Origin of the sequence: Oceanobacillus sp. FSL W8-0428, assembly GCF_038004405.1 — a bacterium.
Lineage (GTDB): Bacteria > Bacillota > Bacilli > Bacillales > Amphibacillaceae > Oceanobacillus > Oceanobacillus sojae.
The window spans coordinates 3,057,065-3,073,572 of record NZ_JBBORB010000001.1 but is presented as its reverse complement, the minus strand read 5'-3'; the positions used below and the strand labels follow the sequence as shown (position 1 = coordinate 3,073,572).

Here is a 16,508-nt window from a genome sequence, read left to right as displayed (position 1 = left end):
TAACCTCCCTTAGTTCATAGCTGACTAGTGTTTTTATCCCACTTATCGTAACATAAGTCTAAAACGAATGACATTTTTTTTCAAAAGAAACGCTAAAAATTTATTTCTATGCTCGAATCTTATATAATCAAGGTATCTATAAGGAGGATTTGTTATGAACCTTGTTTTTGAACCCAAATGGGATAAAGCGCTTCCCGATACTGACCGGCGCAAGATTGAACAAATATTTCAAAATTCTATACAACATAACACGGTTGATAAGCAGATGACATTCACTGCTTTGTGGCAAGCAAGAAACCATCGGTCAGATTTATTGGTAACTGTTTTAATTAATAATTACAGCAGACAAGCGTGCTCATTTAGTAACACAACATTACAATATGTAGAAGACGACGTAGTAAAAGCAGAAAAACAATTTACTTTAGAAAGGGTTTTTGTACCTCCAGATTCAAGCATGCCCTGGACTTTTATTTTTCCAGAGTCCAGTTTTACAGATTTCCCTATCATTTTACACGGTAACCTAGTTTATAAATAGTATATTTCTTGGATAATCATGCATAAGTAGGTACTTTTACTTTTTTAAACCAGGATTTAACTATCATTTTTTAATTAAAATCTTTTTCAGGATTTAAATTCATACAATCCTATGCTATATTTGAAGATATGATTTCATCAGCAGAAGTCTAAAAATTCATATCCCCTTTTCTTATAGAAAACAAGCTCGAATAGTTTTGCCAAATATTTATTTTGAACTGCTACTAGACTCAAGAATCAATATCGCATAATTATTCATTTTTTATTTACATCACGAAAATACTCACTCAAATGACAGGAGATGATAATTTTGAGTATAACACCAACTTCGAACAGAACTTTGAATTTTATTGACGCTTTTACGTTATCCGAAAAAACGAATTTAAATATTTCTATACTATCTTTAAGAGATTTAGATGATTTTCAGCTTGATTCATCAAATGTACCAGATTTAGTCATGGTACCAATTTATCAATATAATGACATCACACGTATTCTTGAACAGGAGCAATTAAATGATGTTAAAACTGCTATTATCCTGCCTAATCTGCATATGAAGGATATTATCCGCTTATATGAATTAGATTTTGATGGCTATTTTGTTAAAAATATGAGTTTAAATGAAGTCGTATCAGGAATTCGTTTTATTGACTCAGATTGTATTTATGTTTATCCTGAGTTAGCTAAGGATTTACATGACGAATTTTTAACCCTCTCTTCTACATTACAATCCCGTCCTGAGGGACTCCTTACAAAACGGGAATGGGATGTGTTGCTTGAGATATCAAGAGGCAATAATAACGAAATTATCGCCAGAAACTTAGAAATATCTGATAAAACAGTTAAAAACCATGTTACAACAGTTCTAAGGAAACTAAATGTAAATGACCGGACTAACGCAATGCTTTTGGCATATCGTAAAGGCTGGATTTAGAAAAATAATGTAATGAAGTAAAACGAGAAGCCTATGCAAGAAATAGACTTCTCGTTTTTTAATGCATACATATTTTAAAATTATGACGCTATCTCTAAGCCGTCATATACATGCCCTGTTTTATTAGCTGCCCTGAGATAATTCAGTTTGCACTTGCTGCACTTCTTGGGGACTTGCCTGCTGACCAGGCTGATAATATCCATTTTGCAATGCATATTGGTATACTTTCAATTGACGTGCCTCATCACGGTTTCTCAGTTCCACAAATTTTTGGCGCAGCTGGGGATTATTTGATTCTGAAATATAGCCAGCATAACCTTTTAAACTTGCATTAAGACCGTTTAAATAATCATTCACCATCTCTTTATCCTGAAACATTTTCAAACCACCCTCCTATTGTAAAAATGACATTAATTGTTGCTTGGCATTGCGAGCATCTTCTGCATCAAATTGCAGCATTGATTTAAATTCCGGATCTTGTGCCTGTTCAGCATAAGCCTCCAGTTTATTGACAATCATTCCATGCTCTCCAATGACTTTACGCAATGTTTCCAGTTCAGTTTGCGTTAATTGGCTCATCAGACAAACCCCTTTCCAAAAATTTATCACGGAGATAACAAACGCTAACTCCCTGAATTACGCAACTGACATTCAATAGGAAAAGAGGAAGCGGATTAAGTACGCATAATCAACGAGTGCGATTATCCGCTCCCTCGTAAAGAATCGTGCATCGAAAAACCTTCCATTGAATGCAGTTTCGTTTTATCAAGGTTATTATGCCCGACGAATTATTTTATATGCCCACAGAAGGGTATTATTAACAAATTCATTACTTTTTCCCTTGTTTAACCAAGCAGTTTCTCAAGACCATTCATTCGGCTTTTAAATTTCCTTATACAGGATTTAATCATTCATTACGCCATTCTTTATATTCATCCAAATCAAGGACATTCACCGTTTTTGACCAATGCAAAACCGTTCCAATAAAATCTGGAATATCTAAATCCTTCATTTCATATATATCTCCATTATTTACTGTTGCAGTAGCATCTTCCAGAAATACAACCTTAAATCCGCGATCATATGCTGCAATCGCTGTGAATAAACAGCAAAATTCTGTATTAAGACCGATAATGACAAGTTCGTCCACATTGTATGTTTTACACTTCTCCAGCAAATTAGTTTGATAAAATGCGCTCGGTGTTTCTTTTTGAATTATTTCTGTACCATACTTTTTAAAGGGTGGATAAATCTCTGCTCCACTTCCGTTTATATAAAATGGATCTTCTTTATTTTCACTAGTATGCTGAATCAGAAAAATTGGTAAGCCTTGCTTTGAAAAGTCTTTTAAGATAAGCTCCATATTATTAACACGCTCTCCTAAATCATGCCGCTCATTAATTAGTGCTTTTTGCATATCTATTGCTAATAATGCTTTCAATATTACAGCCCTCCAATGATATTGAATTTATTCCTAAAATGATTTGGTTACGTATGATATACCACTGGAATCAACTCCTTCTTTTATATAACTTCCGTTTTATTCATCAAATTCCTGCTTTCCGCTAAAAAAAGAGCTCTCTGTCCGAGAACTCTTTTTATCCATTTATTCTTTTAAGTTATTTACATTTTCCGGGTAAAAACGCATATGCTTTTTCTCATTCTGATAATAGTCTAAACGCTCCTGAAGTGTTCCTGTGTGGAGTTCAAACTTATGTCCGTCTAAATCAGTAAAATAAATGGATTGCTTATCCTCTTCCGCACGTTCCCGTCCTTCCAATATATGAACCCCTAATTGTTTTAAATGCTGCTCCCAGGCTTCTAATTCTGCCTCTTTAACAGAAAATGCCTGATGTGTGTAGGAAGCTTGAATCTCACTGCGGGGAATATCCTTTTCTTCATTCAAAGCAAGCCAGATTCCGTTTAAATCAAAATAAGCAGTAGATCTTCCTTTTACGAGTAATTTTGCATTAAATACATTTTTGTAAAACGCGATAGATTTTTCTAAATCAGATACAGAATATAAAAAATGATTTACTCCTTGAATTTGCATTGAATCCTCCTGTTAAGCCTCTATCTTCAATACTTCACTTGTCGGCTTCGGCTCATATCCATAAATTTGCTTCTGATTATAAGAATGAATTTCTTCATAGATTGTTACCATATAATCCAATAATTGCTCATCCGTTTTCTCCTGTGCATCCCAATACATAATATCCAATTCTGTTTCCGAATGAGATACTAATGCCTGAAACTGATAAGAAATTGCTTCTGATATCCTGAACCCTTCACGGAAATAAAAGCGCAGCCGTTTTTCTGTATCCTCATTGTTTTCATCTACCGGCTCTACCTCTAAAATAATTGTTTTCTGTTTATCTTTTAACTGCTGAATCAATTTTTTACCAATTCCTTTTCCACGGGCTTTTTCAGAAACCCACAAAAAATCAACAAAAACAAACTGTTCATATTCTGCATACATCATAATATGAAGGTCACTTTCATCCTTATAATAATTATTTGGTTTTTCCTTCAGTAAAGCTTCTATTTGTTCTTTTGCTTTCATTTCCTCTACCGGAAAATATTCATTTAACCGCTGGAACCAATCCACAATACTACCTCCTGTTACGTTACTTCCTTCATTTTATAACAGGATAGTAAGAAAATCACCTAAAGCCTGCTCAAACTTTTTTCCCGCACAAAAAAATCCCTCTTTACAAGTTAAGAGAATATTTATTATTTCCCCGTTCACTCTAAAGAGAGATACTATTTGTTTTAGCGAAACTTTACGCAGTGATTTTTTCCATCTCCACTTAGAATATTCTCTATTCGTAAAGCAGGGTCTTACAGTCAGCTGTACTATGATAAATAATTAAACCCTGACAAATCCGCCGAATAAGGAAACTAAAATAACACTTACAACACCTACTGCTACTGCCGCCATAAATCCGATATAAAATGGCTTAAGCCCCATTCCTTTAAACTTTTTAAAGTTCGTAGACAGACCTACACCTGCCATGGCAGCCCCCAGAAGATATGTTGTTCCAAATGAGCTTAGATTATTATAAATTGATTCCCATGTTCTCCCTGCAAATAAACCAAAGGCATCTCCAGTACTTTCCAAAGTTGCATCTCCAATCGTACGGATAATGGAAAGAATCAAGAAGCCAATTACAAATAATGGGATAAATGTATACCACTTCGGTAATGTATCCTTTTCCGGCTTACCCTCTCCAGCTTCCCTTCTGGAATAATTGAAAAATATATAAGATACAAGCGGAATGATTGCAATAATAAATAAATTCCTAGTTAATTTCGTCACTGTCGCTATTTCAATGACAGCAGGATTTTGAAAGAGCTGATCATAAATTAATGCAGCTCCGGTTACCTGAGCAGTGTCATGTATTGCCGTTCCTAAAAATAAGCCTGCTTTAATTGGATCGTCCGCAAATAAAAAATGGCCGAGAAAAGGATAGAGCATCATACCGGTTAAACCAAAAATAGTAATATTAGCCACAGCATAAGAAATCTCATTTTCCTTAGCTTTAATAACCGGAGATGTTGCCATAATGGCGGTCACTCCACAAATGCCGGTACCGCTGGCAATCAATGTTCCAAGCCTCATGGATTGATTCATTTTTTTCGTCAAATAGAGTGTTAAAGCTAAACCGACAGATATACAGGCAACAATCAGTGGAATTCCAAATGCGCCAAGCTTTAACGCCTCCATCAGACTAAGACGCAGCCCCAGCAGAATAATTCCGGCACGCAATACGTACTTCATGGAAAAACTGATTCCTTTTGTAAATCTATCTGATAGATTTATCACATTCCGGATAATAATTCCAATTAAAATTGCCACAAATATACCGGAAACCGGCGTTGCGCTTCCTTCTGATAATAATCCCGTCCATATCATGATATATCCAATCAGTTCCGCACCATAGATACCCAAAAACATCACAACAATACAGAGCAGTAACCCAGGCAGTATGTCTATTAAAATGTTACTACTTCTTGATTTCCCCAAATTATCAACTCCCTTATGTACAACTGTTTGAGAATCATTTAACCTAACATACCGCTCTTAGTACTTTAAAAATACATGTAAATATATCTAAAATTTCCGCACCGGATAAACCGGTACGGAAATTCATTGTAGATAGCCGTCCGTAAAACTCCTATTGTACTTCCTCTTAAAGGAAGTTTCGCTTTATTATATCAGATTATTCTTTCCCCCACACTTCATAATCCAAATGCTTATATTTATCAAGATATCTGGTTGGCATTTGTAATGCATCTCTCCGGAAAGGAGGAGCTAATTGTGTTCCATCTACATAAATATTGACGACAGCAGGTTTTCTGGCATCTAAAGCTTCCTTAATAATTGGTCCAATATCTTCTGCTTTTTCAACAGTGTATCCTAAAGCTCCCATTGATTTAGCTACTTCTGCAAACTCTGGTGCTTCTATATCAGATCCAACATAACGATCATCATAATAATCCACCTGGTTCTTCTTCTCTGCTGCCCATGATTTATTATTGAATACACAGGCAACTACAGGAATATTTTGCTCTACTGCCGTACTTACTTCATGTAAGCTCATTCCCCATGCTCCATCACCAATGATTGCAACTACTGGTGCATCAGGCTCTGCCAGCTGTGCTCCCAGTGCTGCCGGGTATGCAAATCCCGTATTTCCAAATGTCAGAGCAGCGATATGGCGTCTTGTCTGATTAAATTTTAAATAAGCATTTGCTGTGGAGGAAACATTACCGATATCTGTGGAAATAATCGTATTCTCAGGTAATACTCCTGTCAGCTCCAGCAAGGCACGGCGCGGATTAATCGGATTCCCGTCCTCCATCGCCAAGTCAACCAGTTCCTGCTCCCACTCTTTTTTGGCTTTCGCAATTTCCTCTAATCTGCCTTGATTTTCTACAGCATCTGGTACCTCTTCTGTTAGTTTTTCATACAATGCTTTTGTTGCCGCATTTGCATCACCTATAATCCCCACTTCCACTGGATGTGTTCTGGCAATATTTCTTGGATTGATATCAATTTGAATAATTTTAGCATTTTTCGGGAAATAGTCAATATCATAACAAGGCAGTGTACCGAACACCGACAGCCTTGTTCCGATTGCTAATACCACATCTGCTTTCTTCAGGGTATGCATCGCTGCTTTTGAGCCCATATATCCAATCGGTCCTACTGCCAGTGAATGCTCTGCTGGAAAGGCATCATTATGCATATAGGATACAGCCGCCGGAATTGTTAAATGCTCCGCAATCTGTTTGACAGTATTTACCCCATCAGAATCAACTGCTCCGCGACCAGAAATGATTACTGGATACTTTGCATTCTTTAATAAATCTGCTGCTTTGTCTAATAAGACAGGATCTCCGCTGCCGCGTGAGTCTACTCGATATTGATAAGGCTGTAAAATCTGATCCTCCAGCTCTCCATAGAATAAATCACGAGGGATATCATAAAGCACTGGACCACGCTCTGCATAAGCTATCCGAAATGCTGTACGCAAGCAATCTGCAACTCTGCTTTTATGCGTCACTCTTACTGTTTCTTTTGTAATAGCCTGAAAAATAGAGACCTGATCTGCTTCCTGAAATCCGTCCCAGCCAATTGTAGGTGTACCCGCTGATGGTGATATGATTACCATTGGAGTATGTGCCTGGTTTGCAGCAGCAACAGACGTAACCATATTTGTAATCCCGGGGCCATTTTGACCGATAACAACCCCGGCAGTACCAGAAACACGTGTATAGGCATCCGCCATATGAGCTGCACTCTGCTCGTGTCTTACCGGTAGAAATCGGATTCCTGCTGTTGGAAATAAATCGAGCATATCCATAAATGCAGAACCAACGATACCATAGACCTCTTTTATTCCTTCTGCTACCAGGGTCTCAACAATTGCTTCACTTGGAGTCATCTTCATTTTCTGATTTGTCACCTGTTTTACATCCAATGATTGCTTTGCCATTATAATTCCTCCTTGATAATATTTATATTTTATTTATGAATTGTCCGAATAATTAACCATTCACGTTATTACCATCGCCATAAAAACTTTTGGAGTCGTGTTTTTGTAAACACCCCCTTTAAGATATTATTTTGAAAAATGCTGTTACAAAGTGAGCTCCCTCCTTTTCCGTGTCATCTTATATAACTCTTCTATAAACAGTTCTGCCGTAGATTTCAAAACCTGATTTTTCCCATAAGCAGTATAAAAAAATCGATAGAAGGATACATCCTTTACTTTATATGCTGTTAATAAATTCAGCTTCTGCTCTTTTTTTATAGCACTTTTAGAAGTAATTGAGATACCCAGCTTCGCTTCCACCGCCGCTTTAATTGCCTCTGTACTGCCCAGCTCCATTACAATATTCAGGTCCTCCTCTCTCACACCAGATTGATTTAAATATTGGTTTACTACGGCTCTTGTTCCTGATCCTCTCTCTCTTACTATCAGCGGTAACGCTTTTAATTCATCCACTGATATGACAGGATTTTCTGATGAAAAAGATAACGGAGAAGCAATAAGAATCAATTCATCCTCTAAAAAGGATTCAACAACTATTTCCGAATCATCTATCGGCGTTTCAATCAAACCAACATCCACACGCTGATCTTTAATATCGGAAATGATATTATTGGAATTAGTGATATCTACCTTTATTTGAATAAGTGGATACATATCTTTAAATTGTTTTAGAAACTCGGGCATAATATACTCGCCGATAGTAAAACTGCAGCCGATACTTAATTCACCATAGACTGTATTCTCTATTTCCGTAATTTCTTTTCGGGCTGTATCATTTAGCCGGACTATTTCCTTTGCATAGTTCATCAGAATTATTCCTGATTGAGTTAAGCTCACCTTTTTGGTGGTCCGTTCAAATAATTTTGTGCTCAGCTCCTCCTCTAAAGCTTTAATCTGCGCTGTGATGGTAGGCTGGGTAACAAATAACAGCTTTGCGGCTTCAGAAAAGCTTTTCTTTTCAGCAACCACTATAAAGGTTTTTAATTTTTCATAGTTCATATTTTTCCATCCCATCAATCATTCATTTTAATTGTCAGGAACTTATCTTTTATAGAGATACTGACATCACGACCAGTTAAGAAATAAGCGTTTTACAATAAGATACTTTCTTCTCTGTTTCTCTCCAGAACTAATTGTATGATCAACCCTTGTATATTTATACTTGTTCAATTGCTTTTACTTTATTTAATTTATCTATCAAATCTAAAAATAGTTTTCTTATATCAGAATTGGAAGGAACAATACGATTCGTTAAAATCCCATTGCCGTCTAATGCATCCTTTGCCAGTAAATCAATATTATTTTCTAAATCCTGAAGATCAATAAATTTCAATGCATCCTTCCATATTTGAAAATCATCACAGTATTTTTCAATTATCTGTATTGATTGTTCAGCCAGTTCATGTATGTCTTTATTTGCATCCTCTCCTAAAGCAACTGCAATTTGCGCATATCTCTCGGGTGCTGCCTGCAAGCCAAAACGCATCACTAATGGTAATAGCACTGCCACACTTAATCCATGCGGGATATGGAATCTGGCTCCTAAAGCCCTTCCTGCTGCATGTGCTAAATTAGTAGAAGCATTTGAAAAGGCAATTCCCGCATACGTACTGGCCAGCAGCATCTCTTCTCTTGCCTTGATATTCGTTCCATCATGATATACAACTGGTAAAGATCTCCCTGCAATTTGAATTGCTGTTAAAGCATATTGATCAGTTGCTATGTTGGCTTTTGTTGATACAAAGGCTTCAATCGCATGAGTTATAGCATCAACCCCAGTATACGCTGTGAAATTTTTCGGCAGACTGCTCGTTAAAGCAGGATCAAGAATGGCTATATCAGGAATTAAATCTGGGTGTCCCGGGTTCATTTTAATGCCTTTTTCCGTATCTGTAATAACCATCACCTTTGTTGCTTCCGAACCTGTTCCTGCAGTAGTCGGAACAGCAATTAAAGGCAGTCTTTCCAAATTGTCCTGCTTCGTTATTGCATTCCATTCCATTTGAGGGCTTTTACAAAAGAGCGCTGTTGCTTTCGCAATATCAATAGCGCTTCCTCCTCCAATTGCCGCTACTCCATTAACCTTTTGTTCTTTCGCAATGGTTAAAGCTGCCCCTAAATGGTCTGTAGTTGGTTCTCCTTGATAGTCTGAAAAGAAGGAGACATTAATATTTTCCTGATTTAAAATCTGTGTGATTCTGTCATCATAATTTAATGGGTCAGTTGTTAAAAATTGATCTATTACAACTAACAGATGAGTTACCTTTAGTTTTTTAGCGCTCCCCCCCAAATTCCTCAAGCTGTTTTCACCTATTGCGGTTTGTTTCGGCTGATACGTAATATACATAATAGTTCCTCCCTTTGTAACTTTTATTATCTAGTTTCTAATTAATTCCGGCAGCCACATGCTAATTTGCGGAATGTATGAAAATAATAAAAGAAGAACAATCATCGTTAAGAGTAAGTATTTATTTCCTCTAATAATTTCTTCAATCTTTATTTTTGCAGTGCTTGCTGCTACAAATAAATTTACTCCTACTGGAGGTGTAATAAACCCAATCGCTAAGTTAAAAATCATAATAAGCCCAAAATGAACCGGGTCAAGTCCGATTGCCACTGCCATCGGTAATAATATTGGTGTCAGTATCACAATGGCAGCCAGTGCTTCCAAAACTAAACCTATAAGTAATAAAAACAGGTTCAAGAGCAAGAGAATAACGAATTTATTTTCACTTAATGACAAGACAAATTCTGCTACAAATTCCGCTACCTTTTCCAATGTGATTAGCCGGCCAAATATACTTGCCATAACCATTAACATTATAATTACAGAAGAGGTAACACCTGCTTTAACAAGACTTTGATAAACACCTTTTAAGCCAAGGTCCCTATATACAAACATACCGACAATAATCCCGTAAGCCGCGGCTACTGCCGCTGCTTCAGTAGGAGTCATAAAGCCCCCATAGATTCCTCCTAAAATGATAACTGGAACTAATAAGGCAAGTTTTGCATCCCAGGCAGCTTTTGCAGAATTTCTGAGGTTAAAGGATGTCCGCTCGCCCCGCCAGCCATTTTTCTTAGAAATAATAAAAGCTACGATTAATAAAACGATCCCGGTAGAAACCCCCGGAAGTATACCGGCAAGAAATAATTGAGAAATAGACTCTTGTGATACTACCCCATAAATAACCAAGGGATTACTTGGTGGTATAATGACTCCTATCGTTCCGGCTGTCGCTACAACTCCAGTGGCGAAGCCTGGATTATAGCCTTGTTTAATCATCGCCGGAATAAGTAATGTTCCAATAGCAGCCACTGTAGCTGGTCCTGAACCGCTTATTGCGGCAAAAAACATGGAAGTAATGATTGCTACCAACGCCAATCCACCAGGTAAAAATCCTATCAATTCATCTGATAAATTTAATAATCGTTTGATAATTGCTCCTCCGCCCATGATAATCCCTGCTGCGATGAAAAATGGGACCGCCATGATTGGAAAGTTATCTATACTTGTAAATGCTGTCTGTGGAAAGAAATCAACTGGAATTGCATCAGTTGCCAGAACTGTTGCTAATGTACTCGCCCCTAGTGCAAATGCAATTTGCATTCCAATTAGAATAAATAGAGCAAAGTAACCAAATAAGACGAGCGCAATTGCTGCATCTCCGAGAAAAGCAATTGGAAGAATCATTACAATAGCAAAGGAGATTCCTAACAGCCCTTCTTTCATAGTTATTTCTTTGGTATCTTTTATAAACATCTGGATTAGACGAATCATCATTAACGCAAATCCAATCGGTACAGCGCTGTAAGGAACTGCCATTGGTATGGACAAAGCTGGAGTTGTCTGGTTTGTTTCAATTTGAAAGGATATAAGCTCAAAACCATTCACTACCATCATGTAGCTAAAGTAAAACATAAATAATGTGTTTGACAGCAGAAGGCCTTTTTGAATGCTTGCCGGCAATCTGTCCGTTAATATACTGACCTGAATAGATTCTCTTTTCCGTATTGCAAGACTGGCTCCTAAAAAAGAAACAAGTATAAATAAATATCTCGAAAGCTCTTCCGTCCATGTAGTAATATTTCCAATGTCTAAGAATGGAAGTAAATAGCGGTTAATCACCTGAAGATTGATTAGAATAATAAAAATCAAAAAACCTGAGACAATGAGTATTTCTTCAAATCTGCGATCAAGAACAGAAAGACCCTTCATCCAAAAATTTGGCGGTTTGCCGGAATAATTATTTACTTTACTTTCTACAGCCGCTTCCACTTGTCTCACCTCCTATTCTTCAAAAATACTTTCTTTTGTCTTCCCTAAGGTATCTAGAATAGTGTCAACGTAATCAGGCTCTGCGTATCCTTCTCTGACATATTGATCCCAAACAATTTCTGTCGCCTGCTTCCACTCCAGATATTCTTCATCCGTAGGCTCGTATATTTCAATTCCATAATCAATAAATTGCTGCTTTGCCTCCTCATCTCTTTCTGTTGCAACGACTCTTTGCCACTCCATCGCCTCCTGCCCTGCCTCCATAATAATTTCCTGCTGGTACGGTTCAAGCTCTTCATAAAGATCCTTATTCATAACAAGAATATCTGAGCTGTAATTATAATTTACTTCTGCAGCATGTGACAGCACTTCCTGATGCTTTGAATCCCAAAGAAGCGAATACGTATTTCCTTCGCCATCGACCGTTCCTTGCTGAAGTGCTGTAAAGACTTCAGACCAGGCAACTGGAGTCGGGCTTGCACCCAAGGCTGTAAAATCAGCTTGCTCAATTCTTGAATTTGTTGTTCTAATTTTCATCCCATCAAGATCAGATGGTTTTTCAATTGCTTTCGTGTTATTGACAATTTGCCGAAAACCGTAGTCTGGGAAGAAAATAACTTTAAACCCTGATTTCTCCATCTCTGCCCGTACAATATCCCCAGGCTCTCCATCAATTGCTTTATATACTTCTTCTTTATTTTCAAAAATGTAAGGCAGATCCCAAGCCGTAAAATAATTTGTAAAGCTTGTCATATTCGGTGTAGAGGAGCTGGCGAAAGCGATACTTCCTCTTTGAGCACTTTCAATTACTTCCCTGTCATCCCCAATCAGCCCATCATGATACGTTTCAATAATTATTTCTCCATCTGATTTTTCCTCCACCAATTCCGCGAACTTATCAATCCCCTGTGAAACGGGATGATTCCAGGCTTTTGACTGAGCAGCTCTAAGTGTAATAACATCTAATTCTGTCGATCCGGAAAGTCTGGCTAACCTTTCATCACCTAAAAATACCATCATGAAAAATACGAAAACAACGAGGATCGGTAGAAACAGCCTTTTCATAACAGCCTCCATTTGACAGCGCTTACATTTAAACTAATAAAAATCAGCTGCACCATCAGTTATTTTTTATTTAAATTTCTTTTGGTTTTTATCCGAAATGTGTACATATCAGGGCGGTACTGTCCAATGTAATACTCAACGACATTACCTTTTTCATCAACTATTGTCCTTTCTACAAGCAATACATTTGATCCGCTAGGTATTTCCAGATATGGTGCTAGATGATCTTCAATTATTTCTGATGTTATATACTGCTCTGCTTCATCCAGAACAATGCCTAACTCATTTTCTAATAAATCATATATTGTTTCCTTATCCAGGTTAAATTCAGATAAACGTTCTCCAATTGATAACGGGTAATAATGCCGCTCAATTGCAATAGGTTTTTCATCAGCGTAACGAAGTCTTTCTATCATAAATATTTCTTCTTTAAATACTTCAATTCCATGTTTATCTGCTGTTAACTTTTTAGATGTTAATAATTTACTTGTTGGCATCATTCCCATTCTTCTTACTGTTTCTGTAAAACTGTTTAAAGAAGATAACCACTCCTGAATTGGAGGCTTCTTATTTACATAAGTCCCTTTTCCGTGCACTTTAATTAACAATCCGTCATTTACCAGCTTTGTGACAGCTTCTCTTACCGTAGTTCTGCTTACTGAATACATATCCATCAATTCTCGTTCACTTGGTATTTTTTCGATAAATTCCTGCGCTTTTATTTTTTCTTCTAAACTTTTACTAAGCTGAACGTGTAATGGAATATATAATGTATCATCAATCATCTTATTTCCACCTCATTGGTTGTGACGTCACTACCAGTTATCACTATTAGAAATTAAAACATTAATTTAATAATAAATCAATATTTTACGAAAAATTACATTATTATAAAATCTTATTAGATTTATTAATAATTTTTATTAATTCTTAGAAATGCATCTATAATGGGGATTATATAGGGCTCTAAATATTTTTTTAGAAGAAAGAAGATTCTCGAATTACAAAAGGGCGGATGATTTTAATTAATCATCCGCCCTTTACTAATATTTTTAGAACTTCTAACTATCTAGCAGCAGCACTGCTTCTTTTTCAACAAATTCACCTGTCCGTTGAAAACCGCTATGTTCATACAATGTTATAGCAACATGGTTATCTTTTACAGCAGATGTGCGCAATTCTTCTTCCGGATAATCTTTTTGAAAGTTTTCTATAAATTTGCTTAAAGAAGCCTTACCATAGCCTTTTCCTTGAAAATCCTTGGCAATCATAAAACGTTCCATCCACCATGAATCTTTATCATATTCTTCATCTGCCGGATAATAAGAATACATTAAAAATCCAACCATATCCTCTCCATAATAAATAGCATATGGATGTTTCTCTTCCTCTTCATAAACTGCTTCCAGTACAGAATACCAATTAGGAGCTACAAAATCTTTTTGATTATCATTCACCTTTAATAACGAACATTTTTTATAATTTGAGCTATCAATTTTCTTAAATGTAATTGTCATCCTCACTCATCCCCTTCAGCTTTAGATGATAATTACATTTTATACTACTTGAACAAGAATGAATAGTAATTACGCGATTTTTTCCAGTCCTTTTATCCTAGACTCGTGAAATTACACATGTCTTATTGCCTTTTCTGCGATTTCTTTTTGAAGAATCTTTTGCACTTCCATAATAGACAAGCTCTGGCTCTGCTTCTCTCCATATTTCCGAACATTTATTGTTTGTTTTTCTTCTTCCTCATTGCCAATAACAAATATATAAGGTATTTTCTTCATTTGTGCTTCTCTTAATTTTAACCCGAGCTTCTCTTCCCGGCAGTCTGCTTCTATACGGATGCCCGCTGCTTTAAAAGTATCTTTCAATTGAGCAGCATAAGGCTGATGCACAGACGATACCGGCAAAATAACTGCTTGAACAGGAGCCAGCCACAAAGGAAAAGCACCTGCAAAATGTTCAATCAGAATTCCGAAAAAGCGGTCAATTGATCCATAAATAGCCCGGTGGATAACCACTGGACGCTGCTTTTCATTATCTGCATTGACATAAGTTAAATCAAACTTCTCCGGCATTTGAAAGTCCAACTGCAGTGTTGCACATTGATGGCTGCGCCCTAAAGCATCTTTAATATGAAAATCAATTTTCGGTCCATAAAATGCGCCGTCTCCTTCATTTACTTGATAAGGCAGGTCTATCCGCTCTAAAACATTTGCTAAAGCCTGCTCCGACATTTGCCAGGCCGCATCTTCACCCATTGAATTCTCTGGACGAGTAGATAATTCAACAGTGTAAGAAAAACCAAACACACCATATACCTCGTCAATTAAATGAATTGCTTTTTCCATTTCCGCTTCAATTTGATCTTCCCTTACAAAAATATGGGCATCATCCTGACAGAAAGTACGGACGCGAAGCAATCCGTTTAAAGCTCCACTGTATTCATGGCGATGTACTTGCCCAAATTCAGCCAGCCTGATTGGCAAATCACGGTAAGAGCGCAGCTTCTGTTTATACATCAACATGTGTCCCGGACAATTCATCGGCTTTAGTGCAAAGTTTGTATGGTCCACTTCGGAAAAATACATGTTTTCATGATAGTGATCCCAATGGCCGGATTCTTCCCATAGCTGCTGATTCATCAGAAGTGGGGTACGTACTTCCTGATAGCCCGCTTTTAACTGCGCTTCACGGGAAAACTGCTCAAGCTCCTGACGGATAATCTGACCATTTGGCAAATAAAATGGCATACCTGGTGCTTCTTCAGAAAACATAAACAGCTCCAGCTGCTTTCCTAATTTACGATGATCCCGTTTTTCAGCTTCTTCTAAGAAATGCAAATGTGCATCTAAGTCTTTTTTTCTTGCAAATGCAATTCCATAAATGCGCTGAAGCATCTCATTATTGCTGTCTCCACGCCAATATGCCCCTGCCAGTTTTGTAAGATGAAATGCCTTTACGTAACCTGTCGACGGTAAATGAGGACCTCTGCATGAATCAGAGAAATCCCTCTGTTCGTAGATAGTAATAGCTTCATTTGCAGGAATACTCTCTAACAGCTCTACCTTATAAGGCTGCTTCTTTTTTTTAAAATAAGCCTGAGCTTCCTCCAAAGAGAGCTCATATGAGCGGATTGGAATATTCTCCTGAATAATATTTTGCATCTCTTTTTCTATTTTCACCAAATCAGATTGATTAATGGATACTTGGCATTTCATATCATAATAGAAACCATGTTCAATAACTGGCCCAATACCAAACTGTACGTTGCCTTTTCCGTAAAGCCGTTCCACAGCCTGTGCCAAAATATGGGCAGCAGTATGCCGCATAACGTTCAGCCCTTCTTCTGAATCCAGTGTCAACAGCTCAATATGACTCTCTTCTGAAACAGCGCAACTTATATCTACCAGCTTACCGTTCACTTTTCCTGCAACAGCATTTTTCGCTAAACTCATTGATATCTGTTCTGCAATTTTTCTTAATGAAGTCCCTTTTTCGATGCATTTCTCTTTTCCATCTGGAAGTATAATCTTTACTTTATTATTCATTTTCTAAACACTCCTTCGACTTATAATTTTTATACAGTAAAAAAGCATACTCTTCCCTCCATACAAAGGGACGA

The 16,508-nt window shown here is 37.0% G+C and carries 16 protein-coding genes; 2 read left to right on the top strand and 14 right to left on the bottom strand.

Annotated elements, in window-relative coordinates:
- Positions 1-154 precede the first annotated feature (154 nt).
- On the top strand, positions 155-535 hold the full coding sequence (locus MKY30_RS14615) for an SLAP domain-containing protein (RefSeq protein WP_341084459.1): 381 nt from the start codon (positions 155-157) through the stop codon (positions 533-535).
- 309 nt (positions 536-844) lie between these two features.
- On the top strand, positions 845-1,468 hold the full coding sequence (locus MKY30_RS14610) for a response regulator transcription factor (protein WP_186813576.1): 624 nt from the start codon (positions 845-847) through the stop codon (positions 1,466-1,468).
- A 123-nt stretch (positions 1,469-1,591) separates the two neighbouring features.
- Here the strand turns inward: MKY30_RS14610 and MKY30_RS14605 are convergent, their stop codons facing one another.
- From MKY30_RS14605 to thrS, 14 genes are all read right to left on the bottom strand, one after another.
- Positions 1,592-1,846: a spore coat protein gene (locus tag MKY30_RS14605; protein WP_077603737.1), complete on the bottom strand. Its 255-nt coding sequence runs from the start codon at positions 1,844-1,846 to the stop codon at positions 1,592-1,594.
- Between the two features lie 15 nt (positions 1,847-1,861).
- Positions 1,862-2,047, bottom strand: coding sequence for a hypothetical protein (locus MKY30_RS14600; protein WP_147209699.1), 186 nt, complete (start codon positions 2,045-2,047; stop codon positions 1,862-1,864).
- Between the two features lie 328 nt (positions 2,048-2,375).
- Positions 2,376-2,909: a cysteine hydrolase family protein gene (locus tag MKY30_RS14595; RefSeq protein ID WP_147209700.1), complete on the bottom strand. Its 534-nt coding sequence runs from the start codon at positions 2,907-2,909 to the stop codon at positions 2,376-2,378.
- 165 nt (positions 2,910-3,074) lie between these two features.
- Positions 3,075-3,521, bottom strand: a complete 447-nt coding sequence (fosB, locus tag MKY30_RS14590) for a metallothiol transferase FosB (RefSeq protein ID WP_147209701.1) — start codon at positions 3,519-3,521, stop codon at positions 3,075-3,077.
- Between the two features lie 12 nt (positions 3,522-3,533).
- Positions 3,534-4,076, bottom strand: coding sequence for a GNAT family N-acetyltransferase (locus MKY30_RS14585; RefSeq protein ID WP_339285506.1), 543 nt, complete (start codon positions 4,074-4,076; stop codon positions 3,534-3,536).
- A 261-nt stretch (positions 4,077-4,337) separates the two neighbouring features.
- Positions 4,338-5,495 carry a YeiH family protein gene (locus MKY30_RS14580; RefSeq protein WP_341084455.1) on the bottom strand — a complete coding sequence of 386 codons (1,158 nt, stop codon included), beginning with the start codon at positions 5,493-5,495 and terminating at the stop codon, positions 4,338-4,340.
- A gap of 196 nt (positions 5,496-5,691) precedes the next feature.
- A complete protein-coding gene (xsc, locus tag MKY30_RS14575) occupies positions 5,692-7,470 on the bottom strand; it encodes a sulfoacetaldehyde acetyltransferase (protein WP_339285502.1) in 1,779 nt (592 codons plus the stop codon).
- A gap of 144 nt (positions 7,471-7,614) precedes the next feature.
- Complete coding sequence (locus tag MKY30_RS14570) at positions 7,615-8,529, bottom strand: selenium metabolism-associated LysR family transcriptional regulator (protein ID WP_147209704.1); 915 nt, start codon at positions 8,527-8,529, stop codon at positions 7,615-7,617.
- A gap of 157 nt (positions 8,530-8,686) precedes the next feature.
- Positions 8,687-9,877 (bottom strand): iron-containing alcohol dehydrogenase, encoded by a 1,191-nt coding sequence (locus tag MKY30_RS14565; RefSeq protein WP_156987204.1) that lies wholly within the window; start codon positions 9,875-9,877, stop codon positions 8,687-8,689.
- Positions 9,878-9,907: 30 nt separating this feature from the next.
- On the bottom strand, positions 9,908-11,809 hold the full coding sequence (locus MKY30_RS14560) for a TRAP transporter large permease (RefSeq protein ID WP_341084452.1): 1,902 nt from the start codon (positions 11,807-11,809) through the stop codon (positions 9,908-9,910).
- A gap of 12 nt (positions 11,810-11,821) precedes the next feature.
- Positions 11,822-12,874, bottom strand: coding sequence for a TRAP transporter substrate-binding protein (locus MKY30_RS14555; protein WP_198048702.1), 1,053 nt, complete (start codon positions 12,872-12,874; stop codon positions 11,822-11,824).
- Positions 12,875-12,933: 59 nt separating this feature from the next.
- Entirely contained in the window at positions 12,934-13,659 is a 726-nt protein-coding gene (locus tag MKY30_RS14550) for a GntR family transcriptional regulator (RefSeq protein WP_147209707.1), read from the bottom strand.
- A gap of 276 nt (positions 13,660-13,935) precedes the next feature.
- Positions 13,936-14,391, bottom strand: coding sequence for a GNAT family N-acetyltransferase (locus MKY30_RS14545; protein WP_147209708.1), 456 nt, complete (start codon positions 14,389-14,391; stop codon positions 13,936-13,938).
- A gap of 111 nt (positions 14,392-14,502) precedes the next feature.
- Positions 14,503-16,434 carry a threonine--tRNA ligase gene (gene thrS, locus MKY30_RS14540; protein WP_147209709.1) on the bottom strand — a complete coding sequence of 644 codons (1,932 nt, stop codon included), beginning with the start codon at positions 16,432-16,434 and terminating at the stop codon, positions 14,503-14,505.
- Between the last annotated feature and the right edge of the window lie 74 nt (positions 16,435-16,508).